Raw genomic sequence first — 22,397 nt, 5'->3', positions numbered from 1 at the left:
TACCATGAATATCACCAAAAGGTTACCCATTACCGTTGCAGGTTTAATCCTTGCTTTATTATCATTAGGCAATCTTTTACATGATATTAATCCAGGAATAAAATATTTCCTGGGAATGATTAGTGCAATATTGATTATTTTACTGGTTGTTAAGGCAATAACATATCCGAAAGATATTAAAGATGACTTTAAAAATCCGGTAACCGCAAGCAGTTCAGGTACTTTTTCAATGAGTTTGATGCTTTTATCTACATATACATTAGGATTTATGCCGACTATTTCGCAAGGCATATGGATAATTGGAATTGGCTTACATATTTTGTTAATGATTTACTTTACCTATCATTTTATAATACGTGATTTTGATATACTGGCAGTCAATCCTACATACTGGATTGTTTATGTTGGAATTTCAATGGGAGCAGTTACAGCACCATTTCACGGACTCAACAAAATAGGAACTGCATGCATAATTATAGGATTTGCTTCCATGCTGATAACTCTACCATTAATAACATACAGACATATTAAATATCCCGATATTTCAGATGCCAATAAACCAACAACATGCATTTACACAGCATTATTCAGCATACTGATAGTAGGATATTTAAATTCAGCACCGAAAATATATCCCGAATTTTTAATGGCTTTATACTGCATTGCGTGCATATTTTATATTTTTGCATTTTATAAATTAGTTGAATATAGAACACTGGAGTTTTATCCAAGTTTTTCGGCATTTACATTTCCATTTGTAATAAGCGCACTTGCAACAAAAGGAGTTATAAAAATAGCTGGCGAAAATCTGATTTTATCATCGATTTTAACCATAGAAACATTAATATCGGTAATTACTGTATTTTATGTGATAACCGAATATGTGAACTTCTTAAAAAAATAATAAAAAAAGCAGAAATTAATCCTCTTATCCTTTATTGATTAATTTTACTTTTTTAGGAGATATGACAATTAAATTTTTATCTTCAGAACGTGAAAGCAACAATGCCTGAGCACCATATTTCGCCCTCATCTGTTTAATTTTATCTCCGGCTAATCTGAAGTTAGGTTCACTTTCTTTTTCTAAAAATGATAAATCAAGGATAACAGGATTCATTTCTTCAATTACCTGATCAACAACATAATTAATGTCATCAAGTGTCTTAGGCCTAATTAATACAATTTCGTAAAATGGCTGTTCAGGAGTAATTACATAATCATCATAATCATCATAAACAGGATGCTGCGGACGATTTTGCGGTTTAGGAGTTGATTCATACTGCTGTGAATTATTTTGTCGAGGTTCCGCATTTTTAAAAGACTTAGTAAAACCATTTATAAAATCTGTCAAGTTAAAACTTTCTTCATCTTTCTTTGGAGATTCTGTTTCTTCAAAACCTAAACTTCTCTTTAAAGTATCCATAAAACTCATTTAAACTACTCCTCTAAATATTCAAATATTGCATCTAATAATTTGGAAGCACCATTTGTATAAACATCTTCAGCAGGTAAATTGAATTTAGATTCAAAGAATTCAGGGCATAAATCTAAGCTAGCATTTTTAAGATTTATTGATAAACCAACAACTTTTGTAGGTTCAACAGCCTCAATAGCTTTAATTTCCTCTTCAATTCCCCTAGGTTCTCTGTATGGGTGATTTGGTCTGTGTCCAACAATAACTGCATCAGGAGCCGAACCGATTAAAATGGCTGCAGACAAACCTCTTGGATGAGGATTTCCTTTTTCAGTTAAACTGGATTGGCCTTCAATGAAAATAATGTCCGGATGTTTTGTTTCTTCGGCATATTTAATTGAAGATAAAATTGCTGCCGGAACATCCATTGCAGATAAGCTTCCTGCCCTAAAGTTAAAATCTGTCGGTTCTTCCAATCCCATTTCATCAGTTGAAATAATGGCGGGAGTAATGCCTCTTTCCATACATGCAAGACCTAACATTTTAGTTGTGGTTCTTTTGCCGCATTCCTGGGAAGTTCCGCCAACAAAGATTACAGGTGCTTTTGGCTTATATGAAATTTTTGGCAATACTTCACATGATTTTTCAGGAGCCACCCCGGCTATTTTTTCAATAACATCCAGTCTGGGGCCGATATCTTTGATTACGACATTTTTCGCATCTGCAAATTTCTTCAAAGATATATTTTCAGCAACAGATAATGATCTAAATGAAGTGATTACATTTAATCCTGCGTCAATAGCTTGAACAGCATATTTTAAAGCAGTCCCTTCCGCGCCTATTGGAAGCATGATTACAACAGATTTTGCGTTTTTAGCACATTCAAGACATTCCTCTAAACTGCCTGAAACAACACAGCCGCAAAATTCTTTTCCTTGCTTTTTTACATTATCGTCAATGAAACCTACTGTTTCTACACCTTCAAGATTGGAGAATTTTTCTCCTCCTCCTCCGCAACCTACAACAATGAATGGATTTAAATTTTGAATATCCTTAACTGATTTTACTGAATACAACAACTTCACCCCTATATTTTATAATCATATAACAACACGTAAATTTATTATCCTAATATTTTTTTTATAATCTAAAAAACGTTACTATTAATTTTATATTATACTTTTCCATATTAATAAATGTAAATGTTTTTAAGTGACATTGAAATAAAATGATTTTATTTTTATTTATTAACCGGCCTTGCAGAAATCCTGTTTTTTACAACATTTAAACACATTGAAATAATCGATATCAAATTGCATTACCCGCTTACAAATAATACCCCATTACTGCCATGAGCATTATTCCATTATTAAAAATTATTTTACACCATCACTTCCCTTTAATTAAAAAGGCAATATCCTATTTGCTATATCTGGAGAAAATATGGATGAAACAAATAGTACGGACAGATAAAGTAAATCTGACAGTTTATATTTAATTTACTTTCAGTTATGCTTGTTATAACTTTCATTAATGAAAATCCCATGATATGACAATACCCCGTAAGGTCTAAATCAACAAAAAAACATATTATAACTCCTCACTTCGACAACCATCATTTAAACCACATTATCCGAAACTGCACAAATACATTTCAAACAAATAAAAAAGATTCAAGTACAAATAATTTATTAAAGTTCCCCACATCAGCACGCCCTAACAAATAGCAATATCCCTCCATACTAATAGTATTTATAAAGATTAAATGAAAATTTATTACTGTTAATTAAATATAAAGTTAAAAAATATATTTTATAAATTATACTTTAAAAAATCCACTACAAAATCCGGCACAATCAAAAATAAACTGAAAAATAATAAAATTAATTAGTAAATTAACATAAATAAAAAAGTAACTAAAATAAAATTTTGGAGGATAATTAGCATGAGAAAGCCTTATGTTATACTAATTGGAAGTGCATCCGGAATTGGAAAGTCGACGATTGCTGCTGAACTTGCCAAATCGTTAAACATTAAACATTTAATCGAAAGTGACTTTATAAGAGCGGTTGTTCGCGGAATTATCGGTAAGGAATATGCGCCTGCCCTCCATAGCTCCTCTTATGATGCATATAAACATATCAGAAATAAAAGCAGATATGAAAACTATGAGGAACTTGTATCTGCCGGATTTGATGACCATGCAGCATATGTAATTCCCGCCCTAGAAAAAATTATTCAAAGAGCGATTACTGATTATGACGACATCATTATTGAGGGAGTCCATCTCGTTCCGGGTTTGATAAATATAGAACAATTTAAAGATGACGCAAACATTTATTTTTTCATATTAAGTTCTGATGAAGAGTCCCACAAAGAAAGATTTGTTAAAAGAGCCATCAGAATCCACAGAGGAGGAAAACAACTGGATTTCTTTAAAGAAAATAGAATTATTCACAATCATTTATTAGACCAGGCAAAAAATAATAATGTTACCATCATCAACTCCGAATCTATTGAATCTACCCTGGACAGCATTTTAACAATAATCAATAAATCCTGTACCACAATCAAATTGGTCAATACAATTGAGGAGCTGGAAGATGTTGTTGATATTGTAAGCAATAAAAACAACGGAACCCTTGAAAAAATCATATATAATTTCAAAGGATTTAAAGAACCGTTAATTAGAAATATTAATGTTTATGATACAAAATCCGCCAATAGATTTATAAATACTCTTAATGAAAATAAAGATAAAAAAGAATATTTATCCCAATTATACAGCTTATCCGAGTATAGGGAAACTAGAATCTGTGCTCCAAATAAAGAAAAATTAGATAAAATAATAAAAGAACTAGATGAAAAAGGATATGTTTTAAATGAATGAAAGTGAAATTAATGAAATGGTTATTAAATGTCCTGCTTGCTCTGTTGAAGGTATTGCCAAATCAATAATGAAAGAAATAGAAATACCTCATTTTGGAAAAGTTTTAGAAACAACAATCAAATGTCCTGAATGCGGATTCAAGCACAGCGACATTATAGCTTTAGAGCAAAATGATCCTGCCAAATATGTTATTGGCATTAATAAAAACAACCTATCCGTTAGAGTTGTCAGATCACAGTCATCAACTGTTGTAATTCCGGAGCTTGGTGTTAAAGTGGAACCTGGACCAAAATCTGAAGGATATGTAACAAATGTTGAAGGTGTTCTCACTCGCTTTGAAGATGCTGTAAAAAAAGCTTTGAACTTATTTGACGATTTAGAATCACAAGAAAATGGAAAAAATACTCTAAATAGGATAAGAGAACTTAAAAAAGGAAATGGAACTGCAACATTAATTATGTTAGATCCGTTTGGTCAGAGCAACATTGTAAGTGAAAATGTTGAAATTTCAGAAATTCCCGAAGAGGAATTGCATAATCTAAAAACAGGTTTTAGCCATATTGAAGAATAGTTAAAGAAGAATTATTCTTCTTCAGTTTCTTCACCGTTGCTTGCTGAAAAACTAAAAGTATCTTCTTCAACAACGTCTTTTAATTTTAATGTTTTTTGAACATCCATAGCCAATGCATTACAATCTGCTTTAATAGCTTCTAAATGTAATAAAATTCTTTCTTTTTCTTGATTGATTCTTTCTATATTAGTGTATGGATAAGTGGATTCCTTAAGCATTTCATATTCAATAGTAGTGTATGGATATTCATTTAATTGTTTACATACATTTTTTAAAACTTCGCCTAAGAATTTGTTCATTTCCACTTTTACTCTTTCCCTAATCATTTTGTCATCGTCGAGATTTTCTTTCATTAAACGAACAACTTCTGCTTTAGCGAAAGGCAATTTTTCTTCGTCTTCATCGACGAATTCTTCAGAAGTTTCTTCAATCATTTCTTCTTCAGACATAATTACACCTCATCTGTTTTATTTAAAAATATTGATTCATACCACTATTTTTTAAAAAAAATATAATTTCACCAATATCTAGTTGCATATTTGTCAAAAGTTTTATTTAAATGTTTTGTTTAAATTAAAAAAACGAAGAATTATTGTAGTGTTTATATAATCAACTTATAAAATAATTTATCAAAAAATTAATAATTCGTATACTTCATGAATTTTAAAAAATCGTTTTAAAAAAATAATAATAAGTAGCTTAAAAGCTACTTTAATTTTACCTTTTTCTAAAAATATTGCTACCGCCAAAAATTATGAACCCCAATGCAGAAACAACAAGCAAAGCTATAAGATTGGAAGTAAGATTTCTCTCCAGACTATAAATCGGATATTTAACGTTTCCTGCCTTAACAATGCTATTATCAGTTGAATTTTCTGTAATGTTATTGATGAGATTAATTGAGGAATTATTACTCCAACTAACAACTTTAACCAATGCGGAATCAAAATTATTATCAGAATTATAGTCAAATATATCATTAACAACAGAAACCAGATTTTCAAATATTCCACTCCGAACAGCTTCAAATTTCATATATAACTTTTCTTCTGCTCCTGCGGCAAGTTTATCAATTAACCATTCATTTTTTAAAGTGTCAAATGTACCAGCTGATTTTTTAACTGATTTTAAAACTAATGAATCCGGAAAATTTTCACTGACTTTGACATTTAAAGCATCTCCGGGACCACCATTTCTTATTCCAATTGCATAATCAATAATGTCTCCGACATGATATTCATATTTTGAAACAGTTTTTGTAATTGATAAATCAACTGCCGGCGGGACATGCACAACATATTCATCCTCATCATTAGAAGGATTCAAATCCATTTCATTTCCATATACCATAGCATTATTGGCAATATCACCTGTTTTTATGATTTTTGTAATAATCTCCAATTTTTTAGATTCACCAACATCCAAATCACCAATGCGCCAAATACCTTCCATGTAAATTCCATCACATACCACATCAATGAGCTGTAACGAATCGGGCAAGTGATCATCAACAGTAACTCCTGTTGCATTATTGGGGCCATGATTTGAAACAATTAATGTCCATTTGACCAAATCATTATAATTAGCATTCGAAACATTAGCTGTTTTTTCAATTGAAAGGTCTGAGATTGGAAACGAATCTATCAGCTTCTCAGCATAATTATTAGACATGTCAAGGTCATATTCGTTTGATGTTGCAGATACATTATTTACAATGCTTCCCAATCCATTAACATAGCAACTGATATTTAGATATTCACATTCCCCTACATCCAGATAATCAAGGCTCCAAATGCCGTTTTCATAAATTCCCCTAGTTGAGACATAATCTTTAAAAATTAATTCTCCAGACAGCATATCAAAGACTTCAACATTGGTTGCAGGATTAGGGCCGTTATTTCTAACTTCAATCATCCAAGTTACAATATCTCCAAAAAAGGGATTTTCAATATCTACTTGTTTTAAAACAGCAATATCACAAGCCATTGATACGTCAACAGATTCGTTATCCACATTATTGTCAGGTATCGGGTCACATTCCATTCCAGAAATGCTGGCAATATTTGTAATGCTGCCAGATTTAACCGCCTTACAGATTAGCTCCAAGGTTTGTGTTTCACCATTTTCAAGACAGCATAAAGCCCACATCCCCATATCATAAAATCCTTTACTGGCAGTATAGTTAAGAAGAATTAACCCATCTGGAATCTCATCTTCAACAATAACATCAGTCACTTTATCAGGACCATTATTTGAAGCTGTTAAAGTCCATTTAATAATCCCCCCATAATCAACAGTACTTGTATTAACTGTTTTTACAATAGCCAAATCACCAGATTTATTAACTACAATAATTTCACTGTCATGATTATTAGTTAAATTGATGTCAAATTCGCGGGAGGTGACCGAAACATTATTTGTGATGTTTCCTGTCTGATTAACCTTTGATATAATATTAAGTTCAATAGACTCTCCCTTGCTTAAAGTTCCGATATTCCAGATTCCGGAAGATGGATTATATTTTCCCTGAGAATCATCACCAATCCAAATTAAAGATTCTGAAAATACCTCTCTCAGGATTACTTCATGAGCATCATCCGGACCATAATTAGAAACTATTATATTCCACATGATTAAATCTCCAAAATTAGGATTGGAAACATTGACATTTTTGCTAACCGCCACATCAACGGCCGCTGGAACATTAATCTGTTCTTCATCATAATTATTATCCAGGTCTATATCAAATTCGTTGCCTGTAACATTAGCTTTGTTTACAATATCTCCAGTAGCATTAACTCTGGTTAATATATTTACAATTAAAGTTTCACCAACTTTAAGAGATCCTATTGTTAAAACACCAGTTTTTGGATTATAAGCCCCATTACTGTCATCATTTAACCAAATCAGTCCTTCAGACAACACATCATATACTACAACACCAGTTGCATCATTTGGCCCATTATTAGTAATATTCAGTGTCCAAACAACTGTATCGCCATAATCGATTGAATCCCTATTACTTGTCTTTAGAATCTTATTATCTGTTTTCGGAATTACATTAAACACGGTTGTATTGGTGATTGCTTTGTAGTAATTATCCTCAAGATGCTTAGCCGTTACATAATACTTTCCAGGCTTTAAGTTATCTACATTATCAGCCACCTCTCCCAAATAGCTGGAGTTCAAGGTTTTATTATAAACTACAGTTCCGTCTTCATGCTGAACCATTACCAGTATGTTCACGTTATATTCCCTGTCGTCCTGATACAATTCACCGCTATCGGTAGCTCCCACGATAGGATTTTCACCATCAATTTCGATTCTATCGCCGCCGGCAGCATTATAAATGGCATTTGATACATTCAAGTTATCAAAATTTGCAATATTGTTTCCGCCATATATTACTGATTTGAAGTTTTCCACTTCACCATAGTAAATATCATGAGCGAAAACCGGCAGATGATAAACCCATGCCTGATTTTGGTAAAATGTATTATTCTTTAACTTAAATTCAAGGCCCGATTTATCAAAGTAAATCGCGCTGCCGTTTCTTGCAGTATTGAATTTAAATACATTATTTTGAGCCAATACCTTTGTACTATTTACATAAATGGCTCCGCCCAATCCATCTTTTAATTTATTAACATCAGGTATCGCCTCATTTGATATGAATCCTGAATTCTCAATTACAGTATCCCTTCCTTTGATAAATACCGCTCCCCCATCAATATTTGCAATGTTTCTGTTAAATTCAGAATACATGATTTTAACATTGCTTGCATTAATATTAACGGCGCCGCCATACCATGATGCATAATTATCATCAAAGGTTGAATTTTTTATTGTTATATTAAACCCGTCTAATTTAACAGCACCTCCCAAAGGAGCCTTATTTCCTTTAAAAATACTGTTTGTAATATTTAGATTCATCAAATCCAAATAATCCATCAATATTGATATTCCTCCACCATACTTACCTGCCGTGTTGCCGATTAATGTACAGTTATTTAAATTTCCGGATGCATGATATGTTAAAGCGCCACCATAATCGGCACTGTTGTTAATAAATACACAGTTATAATATGTAGAACCGTTTCTAACACATGCCGCACCTCCATGAGATATGCCATTAGAGGATATGGCCTTATTATTTTTAAATATGCAGTTTTTAACGACACCATAAGATGGCATTATATCCAATCCAACCTGAATTGCTCCGCCATAACTTTCATTTTCAAATTCAACATAATTTGAATCAAAAATGCAGTGATCCACTAAAAACCCGTGGCTATATGCTCCAACAGCACCTGCTGCAATTCCCGCATCATTTCTAGTGAAGTTGCAATTCTTAATTGTTAAACCCTGAGCCGAATCTGCCTTATAGGGCGTATGTATCGCACCTGAAGTTACATCCGCATGATTATTTTCAAACACACAATTGTCAAAGGTAACAGATTTTGCCGCTATGAATGCAGCACCTCCCCTGTCATTTGAATAACCATTAATAAATTTCAAATTAGAAAATTTAGATTGGGCTCCTCCGGAATAAATCTTAAGAATTACAGCCGAACTTTTACCATCCAATGTTGCTTGTGATGATGAAGTAAATGTTAATTTCTTTGATAGAGAAATGGTGTCCCCACCTGTTGAAACAAAATTGCCTTTTAATTTTATTGTATCCCCACTTTTTGCTTTGTTAATTACATCCTGAATATCTTTAAACATACCTCCATTTAATGAATATGAGTTTGCCTGCAATATGTAGTTTTCATGACTGGTCACTTGCATTGCATCATTTTCCTGAGAATTTTCCAGTTTATCTTCAACATCTGTCTTCAATCCCATTTCACCACTTTCATTTAAATTTACAGCATATGCATGATTAGTATCGACTCCAAGAGACATAAACATCATGCAAACAAGGATTAATGAAATAAGAAAAGGTTTGCTAATAATTATCTTTTGAATATTGTTAAACATTGCATAACCTCCATCGAGGACATTATTACCACTATTAATTAACAGAAGTTATCAATCAGCAATTAACTTTTTATTTTAAGCCAGCATTTAAAAAGAACAAATCACAACATCAATTTTAAAAAAATAACCTTAACTAAAAGGCAAACTAGAAATTAGGTTGCCCTGCACAATATATTTTTGATTAAATTTATTGCCATAACCAAGAATTATTTTCCAATTTAATGCAAAGAAATATACTTTTTCAAATCAGTGCAAAATTTACTGAAAATAAAAGATAATCTCTTTAAATCCTCAAAAAATCTATTAATTAATAATTTATTTAAATTTTTTCTTATAAATGATTTAAATTTCTTTAAATTAAAAAATAATTGATTTAAAAAGAAATATTATAAACTTATCTTAAAAAAATATTTTATGGATAAAGTTGATAAATATATAATTAATTAACATCAAGGACAAAAAGTATGAAAAAGCAAATTGCAATATTATTAATGATTCTATTAATAGCCGCACCGATTGTGCAGGGAGTAAGTGCGTCAAAAACAGCATTTATAACCTCCGACAACATAATAGATCAGGAAAATGACATAAAAATGTTAAATTCGATTAAAAAATACATCGAAGAAATAAGTAATGGTGAAATTCAAGTAATAGTTGATAACCAGTCCCCATCTCCCGGAGAAGGATGGAGATCAATAAACGTGACAAGTGACATAAGCATAGACATTGCAGCATCAGATGCAGGCAATTTCCTGCAGCTTGGAAAAGCCACCGTTAACAGCGATAAACAAATAATCTTCATTAATACCGGCAGTTATGATTTAGATAACCAGTCCAGTTTTTTAAGAAGAGCATGGGACGACAATTATTCAAATGAATCCCTAGCAGGAATGCGCAATCCCGGAACATTCCTTAAAAACGCAGGAATACAATATATTCAAGTTGCAAAAGACTATCCCGACAATACCGATGACGGTTATTTATCAAAATATGATGAGGATATGAATCGTGAAATTGCACAGAAAATTGTTGATATAGTCAATAATCCCGGAAACGAAAGTAAAGTTTTAAGTGACAATTTAATTACAACAAACAAGCTATCCCCTAAAGGAATGGCCGATGCAAGCAAACTGCTTGTAAATAGTGGAGACAGTGAATTGAAAGGCCCATATGGATCATATACAACTCCCCAATTGCTTTATCAAACCAGTGCTTATTTAAATGGTGATGGAATCGATATTCCGAAAACCTATGACGGACCGGAAAATCCGTTAGGAATTTCATTTTTAACAAAAGACAAATATTCAGTTTATGATTATTTCAAGATGGCCGGAACTGTTAAAAATTACATGGATGAAAATGGAAGAGCCCCTGATTCAATTGAATATGAAGGAGCACATATCAGCTATTATGATTTAACATATAATTTTGCTAAAATCGTTCAAAATCATACTGACGCACAACATATGGGCTTTGAAAGCGAATATGAATTCGATAAAGTTAATGATTCAATATTACTGCACATATTTCCATTTATTTTAATATTAATCGTATTAATCCTTGCATATTCATTTATGAAAAGGATAGGTAGATTTTAAAAATTAATGGAGGAAAAATTTATGAAAAGATATATATCCGAATTAATAGGAACAATGGTGCTTGTCCTATTTGGTTGTGGAAGTGCGGCAATAGCCGGTTCCATGTTGGGCACACTTGGAATTGCATTGGCATTTGGTTTATCCATTGTTGCCATGGCTTATGTAATAGGAGACATCTCCGGATGCCATATAAACCCTGCTGTTTCAATTGGTATGTGGGTTGATGGAAGATTAGAATCCAAAGATTTAATTATCTACATCATATTCCAATGTATCGGAGCAGTTATTGGTATAGCTCTTTTAGCAGCTATTATAAACTCTGCACCAAGTCTTGGAGGATATACTGCTACAGGACTAGGTCAAAACGGATTTGGATCAGCATCTGCCGTAGGTTTAGATGTGATTGGAGCAATAATTGTTGAAATTATTTTAACCTTTGTATTTGTATTTACTGTTCTTGGCGTTACAAAAAAAGTGGAAAACGGAGCTGTTGCAGGTATTGTAATCGGTTTGACACTTACATTCGTACACATTATGGGAATTCCATTAACCGGAACTTCCGTTAACCCTGCACGTAGTCTAGCACCTGCATTATTCCTAGGCGGTCAGGCTTTACAACAGGTTTGGGTATTTATTTTAGCACCTATTGTCGGTGCGGTCATTGCAGGTTTAATATACAAAGGATTAAACACAGAGGATGATTAAATCCTCTACCTTTTCTTTTTTTAAATTTTAATACTTCCGATGTATGAATAACCTTTGATGTTTTCATTATCTTTAATCTCAAATTCAAAGGAATGTTTATTGGCCACATACATATGAGCCAAAGCTATCCCCACATCAATGGGATTCCATCTTTTAAGGATTTGACGTTTTAAAATATTATGTTTTATTTGATAAACATCAAAACCAACATTGGAATGTTTAAAATACCATGGCTGTGAATTGATGGCTGATGGAGCAAGCTGTGCCGGAATTAACTTTTCATCTTCAAAATCTGAAATTTCAGACAATTCTTTTCTTTTAAATTCAGACAGGTCTCTTGAAATGTCCCTGGACATTCCAAAAGCTATTGCAATTACAAATTCGGAATTTTTTCTCTTAGGAACATCAAGTCCTACCCAACAGCTGCCGATGCCCATACTTTGAAGACAAAGGCAAAGCTGCTGAAAAATAAAACCGATATTTGTTAAGTAATTATCCTTCTTCTCGGAATATATCGCCAAATAATAGGGAGCTGACCATGAATTTCGAACAGCAACCTTATCTCTTGTTAAAATTTCCCAATAGCAGTTGATTTCATTATTCAGGGACTTTGCAGATTCCATAAACTTATGAATCAAATCCATGTCAACAGCCCCATCAGAATAATTTCTACAGGATTTTCTGATGTAGATTTGTTCTTCTAAATTCATTAACAGTACTTATTAAGTTAATCCTTATTAAAATTTAAATAATATCTAAAAGATATATTCCATATAAGGTGAATATATGAAAATTGTTATTGCAATTGGAGGATCAATTTTACTTAAAGAATATGATTGTAAAAAATTCCAGGAATACAGTACTATTTTAAAAGAATTGGCTAATGACCACGAATTATTTGTTGTTGTAGGTGGCGGAAGACCTGCAAGAGACTATATTGGAGTGGTGCGTGATTTAGGTGCTGGTGAAGCACAATGTGACGATATCGGAATTGAAGTTACAAGAATTAATGCAAAACTGATGTTGTCTGCACTTGGCGACGTTGCCTATCAAAGAGTGCCCCACAATTTCCAGGAAGCTTTGGAATTCTCAGCTGCCGGAAAAATAATTGTGATGGGTGGAACTGAACCTGCACACAGTACTGATGCAGTATCTGCAATCCTGGCAGAATACATTCAAGCAGATAAACTCATCAACCTAACTTCTGTTGATGGAATGTATACAAAAGATCCGAATAAATTCGATGATGCCGAACTTGTTCCTGAAATTACAGCAACAGATTTACTTGACTTTTTAAGCGGCAAAGACGTTAAAGCCGGAACTTACGAGTTCTTTGACACAACTGCTGTTCAGATGATTAAAAGGTCTGATCTGGAAACTGTTATCACAAATGGTTTTGAGCCGGAAAACTTAATTAAAGCAGTTAACGGAGAAAAAATAGGAACTAAAATTATTAACGAATAGGTGATTTAGTGGATAATCTTGTTGATATTGGCCTGAACCTAATGCATTCTTCATTTAGAAAAGACAGGGCCGAAATCATTGAAGAAGCAAAAAAAGCCGGTGTTAAACAATTCATTATCACCGGAACCAACGTGCATTCAAGCCATATTGCAGCTGAATACGCTTCAAAATATCCTGGAACATTATTTTCAACTTCAGGTGTTCATCCCCATGATGCCAAAACATGTAATGGGCACACAATGTTTGAACTTGAAAAAATAGCTAAAAGCGATTGTGTTGTTGCCATTGGAGAGTGCGGATTAGATTACAACAGAAACTATTCTCCGCAAGATATTCAGAGAAAATGGTTTGAAGCCCAGGTGGAAGTGGCCGAGAGAACCGGCATGCCATTATTTTTACATGAGCGGGAAGCCCATGAAGATTTGTACAATATCTTAAAAAGGCATGACAGTGTTATTGAAAAATCAGTAGTTCACTGTTTTACCGGAACAAAACAGGAAGCACAAAATTATATTGATTTAGGTTGCTATATTGGAATTACAGGATGGATCTGCGATATGAAAAGAGGAAGATACCTGCAAGATGCTGTAAGCGTGATTCCTCCCGAAAGATTAATGATCGAAACAGACGCTCCATTTTTAATACCTAAGAATTTTGATTTTAAACCTAAAAAGAATAGAAATGAACCAAAATATTTACCTCATATCCTCAAAACAGTTGCACTTTGCATGGGTCTTGATGTAGAAGAACTTGCAACACAGATTAATAAAAATACAAAAGAATTTTTCAAAATATAAAGGAAGTGATTAAAAATGTCAATAGAACCTCATAAACATTGTCCGATTTGTGGAACCCCAATCCCGTTAAATGAACTTGTATGCTCACCGGATTGTCAGACTGTCTGGGATGCAAGATTGGCGCAAACCAGAAGAACCAGAATAGTTCTATACGTGATTATTGCAATCTTTTTAATTGTTTGGGCAATAATGACATTTGTAAAATAGGGATAATAATGATTTTATCGTCTTCAAACACTCTGGTTACAAAAAAGATAATCGAATATAAAGGATTGGTAACTGGAGAATCCTTAATCGGCGCAAATATTTATAAAGATTTGTTTTCCGGCGTGCGTGACGTTGTAGGTGGAAGAACCTCAAAATACGAAGAAGAACTGCAGAAAGCACGTGATATTGCTTTGAAAAGTATGGAAGAAAAAGCTGAAAGTTTAGGTGCAAATGCAATAATAGGGCTTAAAATCTCTTATGACAATCTTGGCGGCACCATGGGAAATACAATTCTTGTAACTGCCTATGGTACTGCTGTAAAATGTGAATAGCATGAAAATTAAAATGCCTGATTGGCCTGAAAATATGGAAGAAAAAGTTTTTTGCATTGTTTTTGGTACCATAATTGGTATCGGAATTTATGCAATATTCCTTTATTTCAAAATAGCCATATTTGGCTGGAATTTAGGATTGATTTTCGCACCGCTCCTTGCAGGATACTGTGAAACATTGCTTGCAGACAAGCTGATGGATGAGGCAACAGGTGCAATAAGCGCATTTATCCTGTTTATAGGTACAACATATTACAGCTTTATAGTGGCAAATCCCCTGCTGGGCGTGAATTTTATAACAGTCGGATCAGTTGCAGTAATATTGCAGGCCGCTTTTCCGACATTAATCAATTATGTGCTGATTGTTGTGGGAATTGGAGCTGTTGTCTATATTATAAGCGTCTTTAAGAAGATCATCTACAAATTTTATTATAAAATAAAATACATCATATATAAATACATTCTCAAAAAACCATTTGAAATTAAAACTAAAGTTGTTGAAGATTTTGATGAAATGGGAAGCAATCAAAAGCTGAATAGCCTTGATTTTATCTTTATAACAAGCACCGATGTTTTAGACAAAAATGTTATCAATTTAGGCCAATTTCAATCAACCGTGATTTTAGAAAAGGATAAAAATTTAATTAATTTAAATCCTAAACAGAATGAAAAAGAAACATTAAAAAGACTTAAATCCGGAAAGGATGAATGTTTAATCAATTTAACTAAAAAAATAAAAGCATCCGGCGGAAACGGCGTGATTGACTTAGACATCCAATATTGTTTAATCGGACTTGGCGGTGACAATTACCAGATAAGTTCCATGGGAACTGGAGTGTATATAAAATAAGCAGGTGGAAAAATGGGAAATGAAGGAAGCAAAATCATACCTATTATCGGATATGTCCTTACATTAATAATTCCGATTGCTGGATTGGTATACGGTGCGCTATTATTTTTCTTTAAAGAAGATGTGGAGTTATATCGCAAACACGGCAGATTAATAATTTATTTTTCAATTATAATATTTGTTGTCACTACATTAATAAAAATAATTATTATATGATCATTATAAGCAGGATTAAATGTTTGATGAGAATATCTTCATTAAACATTAGCTTATTTCTTTTAATCTCTTTTTAAAATCCTCATTTTTCTTACAGTTACTAATGGCTTTCTTCAGTATGTCTTTTTCACTGTCCAAGTCTTCTTGTTTTTGATAAATCTTTATTAAATTCTCATATGCCTTACTTGAATCCGGCAAAACAAATATAACCTGTTTATATAATTCGATTGCCCGGCCTAATTTACCCAAATCAAATAGATATTGGGCTTCATTCATCATGTTTTTAATATTATCGAATTCGCCCTGCCTTTTAGGTTTAATTTTTCCTTCAACATTTTTTAACTTATCAAAAATATCTTCTGCCTTTTTAGCATCAAAATTTTCGCCGACTTTTCTCTCACCCACATTATCACCTCATGGTACAATTCCTAACATATTTAATGCAATATAGAAAATCAATACTGAAAAGATTATTTTTAACTTTTTTTGAGGGACTTTATGTGCCATTTTTGCACCGAGTGAAGCCATCGGCACTGAAAAACATGAAATTAAGATTAAGTTAACAATACTTACATAACCTATTGAATATGGAAATGTGCTGACCCCCCAACCGGTAATCATGTAGGATAAAAATCCTCCAACAGCCGTTAGGCTGATGAATATTGAAGAAGTTCCAATTGCCTCTATTATTGAAAATCCTAAAAGTGCAGTTAAGATAGCTATTAAAAATACTCCCCCACCAACGCCTAAAAGCCCTGATGAAAATCCAACAGTCAATCCAATAATTCCGATAGTAAACCAATTAAATGGAATTTTGGCTTCATCCCTCTCCTTATTAATATTGAAAACATTATTAACAGTTATGAATAACAATAAAAGACCAAATATTATTTCTAATGTTCTTGAAGGAAGTGCTGATGCAACAAAACCGCCAATAGCCCCTCCGACTATTCCAAAAATACCCAATCGGATTCCCGGCTGCAATATATTGTCCATTGTTTTAGTGTGCCTGTAAGCACCACTAATGGATGTTGGAATAATAATGGCCAAACTTGTTCCGAAAGAAATCAGGATAGCAAGATCCGGCGCGACTCCAATATATTTTAATAGGAAAAACTGAAGTGGAGTGATTAAGAAACCTCCACCAACTCCCAGAAGTCCTGATGCAAAACCTGCAAGTGTACCAATTAGAATTAGTCCTATGAAATATTCAATTGTAAACATAACATCACTTATTTAAAGTATTAATATTAAATTATTGTTAATGAAACTTAATAAAACTATCATAGCCGGATTTTTATTCATGCTGCTTGCAGGAGTACTTTTTATAAGTGACATTCTAAATCCGGTCATAAGACCAGTAACCCACTTATTTTTAATGGGATCATCTAAAGGAAAGGACATTTTGTTTTTTGGTCTTTTAGGATTATTTTTAATTTTATCCCAGCTGACAGATAAGGAAATTGATAATGTAAAGTATCTAAAGATTTCAATCGTTATCGGATTTGCCTTACTGGTTTTAGGTATTTTTTTAGAAGTTTTATTTAGGATGCAAATGGGCATCGAACTTAACACCATATTCTGTTCTGTAACCAGCACAATGAGTTCCACAAGCATATTGCATACCCACATGCTAAAATCAATTTTAGGAGCGGCTTTAACTCAAATAATCGGACCTTTTATCCAGCAGGACATAAATACCGGCATCGGCCTATATCCATATGTTCCGAGTGCAGGATTTTTGATAATTCTAATAATCCCCATACTATTTACAACATTGGTTATGGCTTCTCAAAAAAGAGCATGGTTTACAAACTTTTTAATTGCTTTATTTTCAAGTTGCCTGATTATTGGTGCGATAGACGGAGGAATGTGGGCAACCCCATCTCTTGTTGGACTATTGGGATTATGGTTAGTTTATAGAAACGGATATTACTTAAATTTAATTGCAGGCACCATATTAAAAGATAAAAAATTACTAGAAGACAATGAATCAAAACAGCCACCATATAAAAGGACCGGTCTGAGCAAAAAAAGATATCTCCTCAAACGTTTCTTACCATACATAATAGTCATTGTAGTAATAGCTCTGAGATTTACAATAGCCCTTGCAGGTGCTGAAACAGACCATTATACTGTAAATATTGCAAATATTTCAGACGATGTTGACTTTGGAGACATTCCAATTGAGAAAATAAACAATGAAACCTACATCGTGGATTCAGATTATAATGAAATGGAATTAGTTAATGATTTAAAAGTGCCATTGAATAATTCCTGCGAGTATTACACGGTTTCATGGAACGTATATTCCTATTTAAATTCCTAAACGGAATGAAATTATTTTTCATTAACAGCAAAACAATATGCAATTACTTTTAATGATAGATACATTAACATCACATAAATCAGATAAAAATTTATAGTAATAAATTAAAAAGATAATTTCTATGAAAAAAATCTATTTGATATTGCCAATTCTTGCAGGTATGATGTTCGGATCAGGCGGAGTATTCATCAGAACACTAATGCATAATGGAATTGATTCAATTACAATTCTTTTTTTAAGGTTTTCAATAGCTATTGTCCCCATATTAATAGCAATAATAGCTACTGAGAAGGAATTGCTTAAAATAGATTTAAAAGACATACCTTTAATTTTGGTTTGTGCAATGTCCATCGTAGGACTTAATTTATGCTATAATGAATCAATGAATACCATACCATTATCCTTGGCGGCCGTTTTATTATCACTGGCTCCAGTTTATGTGTTAATAATTGCATATTTCCTGTTTGGAGAAAAGATTACAAAAAACAAGTTAGTTTGCATGTCCTTAGCTATTTTCGGATGCGTATTGATGACCGGAATTTTAGAAACAGCTTTAGAAAACATTCCCATGCACGGAATTGTTTTTGGTGCAGGGGCAGGACTGTTTTGGGCGGTTTATCTAATGGCTTCTAAAAAACTAATCGAAAATGAAAAACATACATTTACCATCCTTATTTATTCAATCGTGTTTATTTCACTGGTTTTGGCCCCATTAACTGATTTTAACCAGATTGAGAATTTCATTTCAGTTAATCCTCTTTTAATCGTTGCTTTTTTAATCATTCATTCGACAATTTCATTTGCACTACCTTATATCTTCTCCACTGTGAGTTTAAACTATATTGATTCCGGAATATCTTCAATATTCCTATCCGGAGCCGAACCATTTGCCGCATTGATTTTCGGATTTATATTTTACTCAGAAATTCCGACATTACTGATGTTTTGCGGATTTATTTTAACAATAATCGCTATGATGATGTTGAGTAGAGCAGAAAATGAAAAATCCCATTACAAAAACTTATAAATTTTAAAAATAAATCTTAACATATGATTTTAAGCATTATCATACCTACCTATAATGAAGAAGAATACCTTCCGGTTCTTTTAGAGAGTATTGAAAAACAAAATTTTCATGATTACGAAATTATTGTAGCCGATGCCAACTCCACAGATAAAACACGGGAAATTGCAGAGGAATTCGGTTGTATTGTAGTTGACGGAGGTCTTCCGGCCGTAGGTAGGAATAATGGTGCCAATGTTGCAAAAGGAGAATATCTGCTATTTCTGGATTCTGATTTAAAGCTTACAGAAGACTACCTGAGAGATGTCCTGTATGAATTTAGAATGGAGAGGGTTGGAATCGCAATTACCCAGATGAAACCATTATCAAATAAGATGCAGGACAAAATATTCCATGATTTTGCGAATTACTTTATGATTAGTGTTGAAAACATCAAGCCCCACGGTGCGGGGTGTTACGGAATTATTGCAAAAAAAGAATTGCATGACAAGTGCGGCGGATTTGACGAGTCACTGACATTCGGTGAAGATACCGACTACATTGAAAGGTTGGCAAAGGAAGAACCTTTTAAAGTACTTAGAAATGCCAAAATTGGTGTTTCAACAAGAAGACTGGAAGAAGAAGGAATTACCACATTAATTAGGCAATACGGCAAAAGTACTGTCAACGATTTTTTAGGAAAAAGAACTGATGCAAGTGAGTTAAACTACAACTTCGGCCACGGCCATGAAAAACTTACCACCACCAAATTATCAAAGCTTGAAAAAAGTGCCGAGAAACTGAATACGATTAAGGAAACCTATGACGAATCAAAAGAAAAGATCAGTTCAGTGAGGTCTAAAATCAATTCCAAAATCGAAAGAGATAAAAAAGTGGTTTTTTACTGTGTTTGTGGTGAAGGAATGGGCCATGCAATAAGAACAGGAGTAATTGTTGATAAAATTAAAGAGGACTACGATGTTTATCTCTTCTCAAGCGACAGGGCATATGAATACTTAAATTCCAAATTCGACAACGTTTATAAAATCGGAGGATTCAATACAGTCTACATCAACAATAAGGTAAATAATATAAAAACACTTGCAAATGCCATAAAAAGAAATCCGAGCAACATGAAAGTTGGATATGAAACCTTATACAAAAAAGCAAGAAAGCTTAAACCCGACGTGATAGTAACCGATTTCGAAATATTTGCAACGGTCGTTTCAAAGCTTTTAAACATCCCCCTGATAAGTTTAGACAACATCCATATGATTACGCAAACCCAGATAGATTATCCTAAAAATCATTATGCAGACATGATTAAAGCAAAAGGAGTAATCAAAACATATGTTGTCAAGCCGAAGGTGCATATTCTAACCAGCTTCTTTTATCCAAAAATAAGGCCAAAAAAGAATGCGGTGATTTATCCTCCAATCATACGCGAAGATATTTTGAAGTTAGAACCTGAAAACGGAGATTGCGTAATTGTTTATCAGACAAGTAAGGAAAGTGGAAAACTTGTTCGTAAATTAAAATCCCTTAAAGATGAAAAATTCATCGTTTATGGATTTAATAAAAATGAAGTGGATGAAAATTTAACCTATAAAGAGTTTAACGAAGACGAATTTTATGATGATCTGGCTTCATCAAAAGCAGTAATCTGCAACGGCGGATTTACCTTTATTTCAGAAGCAATATACCTTAAAAAACCAATTTATTCTGTTCCGGCTATCGGAAATTTTGAACAGACATTAAACGGATTTTATGTTCAGAAGTTAGGTTATGGAGAATATCATGAAAGCATGAATGCTCCAAATGTTAAAAAATTCCTTAAAAGACTTCCAAAATATCAAAAAAAGCTTGAAAAAGTTAAAAAAACAGGAAACGATGGAATTGTTCACGAATTAAAATATAGAATCGACAAATATTCAAAATATAAAAACGACACATCCTAGTGTCAGTGAACTTTATGCTTAAATTTCTAATCTGATTTATCATCTCAAATAGCGGATGGTTCTATGATTATTGGGATTAATTCAAAAAAAAGAAATAATTGAGTGTTTATAAAGTAACACCCATATCTAACTGTTCAGTTAATTCTTTGTACCTGTTTCTGATTGTCACTTCAGTAACACCAGCAATTTCAGCCACATCCCTTTGGGTTTTTCTATCACCAAGTAAAACTGACGCAATATATAATGCAGCTGCTGCAACACCTGTAGGTCCTCTTCCGGAAGTTAATCCTTTTTCCATTGCCTTTTCAATGATTTCAATTGCTTTGGATTGTGCTTCACCAGAAAGTCCAAGTTCAGATGCGAATCTAGGAACATAATCTACAGGAGAAGTCGGAGGCAATTTAATGTTTAATTCACGTGTTAAAAACCTGTATGTACGACCCACTTCTTTTTTAGTAACTCTGGACACTTCTGCAATTTCATCTAAAGTACGGGGAACATTACAACGTCTGCAAGCAGCATATAATGACGCGGCCACTACTCCCTCAATACTTCTTCCCCTAATCAGTTTATTGTCAACTGCACTTCTGTATACAACACTTGCAGCTTCCCTAACGCTTCTTGGAAGGCCTAATCTTGAGGAATCACGGTCAAGTTCACTTAACGCAAATGCCAAATTTCTCTCAGTAGCACCTGAAATTCTGATTTTTCTTTGCCATTTTCTTAATCTGTACCATTGAGCCCTGTTTCTTGCAGGAATGTCACGACCATAGATATCCTTGTTTCTCCAGTCAATCATGGTACTTAAACCTTTATCGTGAATTGTGTATGTAATCGGAGCACCCACTCTTGTACGTTTGTCTCTTTGTTCGTGGTCAAATGCTCTCCATTCAGGACCCATATCCACAAGATTTTCATCAATGACCAATCCGCAACGAGCACATACGACTTCTGCTCTTTCATAGTCACCTATCAATTCAGTAGAACCACAATCAGGACATACAGTTTGTTCGTTTTTATTGCTTGCATCATTTTGTGTTTTGGTTCTTTGAGTTCTTTTACGTCCCCTTTTAGGAATCT

General features: G+C 33.2%; 22 protein-coding genes. 14 read left to right on the top strand and 8 right to left on the bottom strand.

What is annotated here, in order from left to right:
* Window positions 1–4: 4 nt before the first annotated feature.
* Window positions 5–904 (top strand): TDT family transporter, encoded by a 900-nt coding sequence (locus Q4Q16_RS00560; RefSeq protein ID WP_303345445.1) that lies wholly within the window; start codon window positions 5–7, stop codon window positions 902–904.
* Window positions 905–928: 24 nt separating this feature from the next.
* On the opposite strand, the gene Q4Q16_RS00555 is transcribed toward Q4Q16_RS00560, so the two are convergent.
* On the bottom strand, window positions 929–1,432 hold the full coding sequence (locus Q4Q16_RS00555; protein ID WP_303345444.1) for a cell division protein SepF: 504 nt from the start codon (window positions 1,430–1,432) through the stop codon (window positions 929–931).
* Window positions 1,433–1,437: 5 nt separating this feature from the next.
* On the bottom strand, window positions 1,438–2,490 hold the full coding sequence (locus Q4Q16_RS00550; protein ID WP_303345443.1) for a DUF1611 domain-containing protein: 1,053 nt from the start codon (window positions 2,488–2,490) through the stop codon (window positions 1,438–1,440).
* An 869-nt stretch (window positions 2,491–3,359) separates the two neighbouring features.
* On the opposite strand from Q4Q16_RS00550, the gene Q4Q16_RS00545 reads away from it, so the two are divergent.
* A complete protein-coding gene (locus tag Q4Q16_RS00545; RefSeq protein ID WP_303345442.1) occupies window positions 3,360–4,304 on the top strand; it encodes a 3H domain-containing protein in 945 nt (314 codons plus the stop codon).
* Entirely contained in the window at window positions 4,297–4,875 is a 579-nt protein-coding gene (locus tag Q4Q16_RS00540; protein WP_303345441.1) for a ZPR1 zinc finger domain-containing protein, read from the top strand. Before Q4Q16_RS00545 ends, Q4Q16_RS00540 begins: the two co-directional genes overlap by 8 nt.
* Before the next feature lie 11 nt (window positions 4,876–4,886).
* Here the strand turns inward: Q4Q16_RS00540 and Q4Q16_RS00535 are convergent, their stop codons facing one another.
* A complete protein-coding gene (locus Q4Q16_RS00535) occupies window positions 4,887–5,324 on the bottom strand; it encodes a hypothetical protein (protein ID WP_303345440.1) in 438 nt (145 codons plus the stop codon).
* Between the two features lie 268 nt (window positions 5,325–5,592).
* Complete coding sequence (locus Q4Q16_RS00530) at window positions 5,593–9,858, bottom strand: hypothetical protein (RefSeq protein WP_303345439.1); 4,266 nt, start codon at window positions 9,856–9,858, stop codon at window positions 5,593–5,595.
* A 464-nt stretch (window positions 9,859–10,322) separates the two neighbouring features.
* Here Q4Q16_RS00530 and Q4Q16_RS00525 point away from each other — a divergent pair, with 464 nt between their 5' ends.
* Window positions 10,323–11,456, top strand: coding sequence for an adhesin (locus Q4Q16_RS00525; RefSeq protein WP_303345438.1), 1,134 nt, complete (start codon window positions 10,323–10,325; stop codon window positions 11,454–11,456).
* A gap of 6 nt (window positions 11,457–11,462) precedes the next feature.
* A complete protein-coding gene (locus Q4Q16_RS00520) occupies window positions 11,463–12,161 on the top strand; it encodes an MIP family channel protein (RefSeq protein ID WP_303345437.1) in 699 nt (232 codons plus the stop codon).
* 20 nt (window positions 12,162–12,181) lie between these two features.
* Here Q4Q16_RS00520 and Q4Q16_RS00515 read toward each other — a convergent pair whose 3' ends face one another.
* A complete protein-coding gene (locus Q4Q16_RS00515; protein ID WP_303345436.1) occupies window positions 12,182–12,871 on the bottom strand; it encodes a nitroreductase family protein in 690 nt (229 codons plus the stop codon).
* A 76-nt stretch (window positions 12,872–12,947) separates the two neighbouring features.
* Between Q4Q16_RS00515 and pyrH the strand changes: the two genes are divergently transcribed.
* The 6 genes from pyrH to Q4Q16_RS00485 are packed head-to-tail and all read left to right on the top strand — an operon-like array spanning window position 12,948 to window position 16,027.
* The gene (pyrH, locus tag Q4Q16_RS00510; RefSeq protein ID WP_303345435.1) at window positions 12,948–13,625 is read left to right on the top strand and encodes a UMP kinase; all 678 of its coding nucleotides are present in this window, start codon (window positions 12,948–12,950) and stop codon (window positions 13,623–13,625) included.
* Between the two features lie 8 nt (window positions 13,626–13,633).
* Window positions 13,634–14,422: a TatD family hydrolase gene (locus Q4Q16_RS00505; protein ID WP_303345434.1), complete on the top strand. Its 789-nt coding sequence runs from the start codon at window positions 13,634–13,636 to the stop codon at window positions 14,420–14,422.
* Between the two features lie 15 nt (window positions 14,423–14,437).
* The gene (locus Q4Q16_RS00500; protein ID WP_303345433.1) at window positions 14,438–14,629 is read left to right on the top strand and encodes a DUF2116 family Zn-ribbon domain-containing protein; all 192 of its coding nucleotides are present in this window, start codon (window positions 14,438–14,440) and stop codon (window positions 14,627–14,629) included.
* Between the two features lie 8 nt (window positions 14,630–14,637).
* Window positions 14,638–14,961 (top strand): heavy metal-binding domain-containing protein, encoded by a 324-nt coding sequence (locus Q4Q16_RS00495; protein WP_303345432.1) that lies wholly within the window; start codon window positions 14,638–14,640, stop codon window positions 14,959–14,961.
* Window position 14,962: 1 nt separating this feature from the next.
* Window positions 14,963–15,811 carry a hypothetical protein gene (locus tag Q4Q16_RS00490; RefSeq protein ID WP_303345431.1) on the top strand — a complete coding sequence of 283 codons (849 nt, stop codon included), beginning with the start codon at window positions 14,963–14,965 and terminating at the stop codon, window positions 15,809–15,811.
* A 12-nt stretch (window positions 15,812–15,823) separates the two neighbouring features.
* A complete protein-coding gene (locus Q4Q16_RS00485) occupies window positions 15,824–16,027 on the top strand; it encodes a hypothetical protein (RefSeq protein WP_303345430.1) in 204 nt (67 codons plus the stop codon).
* A gap of 48 nt (window positions 16,028–16,075) precedes the next feature.
* Here the strand turns inward: Q4Q16_RS00485 and Q4Q16_RS00480 are convergent, their stop codons facing one another.
* Both Q4Q16_RS00480 and Q4Q16_RS00475 read right to left on the bottom strand, forming a co-directional pair.
* A complete protein-coding gene (locus Q4Q16_RS00480) occupies window positions 16,076–16,432 on the bottom strand; it encodes a lipopolysaccharide assembly protein LapB (RefSeq protein ID WP_303345429.1) in 357 nt (118 codons plus the stop codon).
* Between the two features lie 9 nt (window positions 16,433–16,441).
* Window positions 16,442–17,251, bottom strand: coding sequence for a sulfite exporter TauE/SafE family protein (locus Q4Q16_RS00475; protein WP_303345428.1), 810 nt, complete (start codon window positions 17,249–17,251; stop codon window positions 16,442–16,444).
* Between the two features lie 40 nt (window positions 17,252–17,291).
* Here Q4Q16_RS00475 and Q4Q16_RS00470 point away from each other — a divergent pair, with 40 nt between their 5' ends.
* The 3 genes from Q4Q16_RS00470 (at window position 17,292) to Q4Q16_RS00460 (ending at window position 21,317) form a co-directional block, all read left to right on the top strand.
* Complete coding sequence (locus tag Q4Q16_RS00470; RefSeq protein ID WP_303345427.1) at window positions 17,292–18,356, top strand: hypothetical protein; 1,065 nt, start codon at window positions 17,292–17,294, stop codon at window positions 18,354–18,356.
* Window positions 18,357–18,477: 121 nt separating this feature from the next.
* Entirely contained in the window at window positions 18,478–19,383 is a 906-nt protein-coding gene (locus tag Q4Q16_RS00465) for a DMT family transporter (protein ID WP_303345426.1), read from the top strand.
* A 23-nt stretch (window positions 19,384–19,406) separates the two neighbouring features.
* Window positions 19,407–21,317 carry an MJ1255/VC2487 family glycosyltransferase gene (locus Q4Q16_RS00460; RefSeq protein WP_303345425.1) on the top strand — a complete coding sequence of 637 codons (1,911 nt, stop codon included), beginning with the start codon at window positions 19,407–19,409 and terminating at the stop codon, window positions 21,315–21,317.
* Window positions 21,318–21,423: 106 nt separating this feature from the next.
* Here the strand turns inward: Q4Q16_RS00460 and Q4Q16_RS00455 are convergent, their stop codons facing one another.
* On the bottom strand, window positions 21,424–22,395 hold the full coding sequence (locus tag Q4Q16_RS00455; RefSeq protein ID WP_303345512.1) for a transcription initiation factor IIB: 972 nt from the start codon (window positions 22,393–22,395) through the stop codon (window positions 21,424–21,426).
* Between the last annotated feature and the right edge of the window lie 2 nt (window positions 22,396–22,397).

Source organism: Methanobrevibacter sp. (assembly GCF_030539875.1).
GTDB lineage: Archaea > Methanobacteriota > Methanobacteria > Methanobacteriales > Methanobacteriaceae > Methanocatella.
Note: the sequence above shows the minus strand (reverse complement) of the source record. Positions and strands in the feature narration are given on the sequence as shown.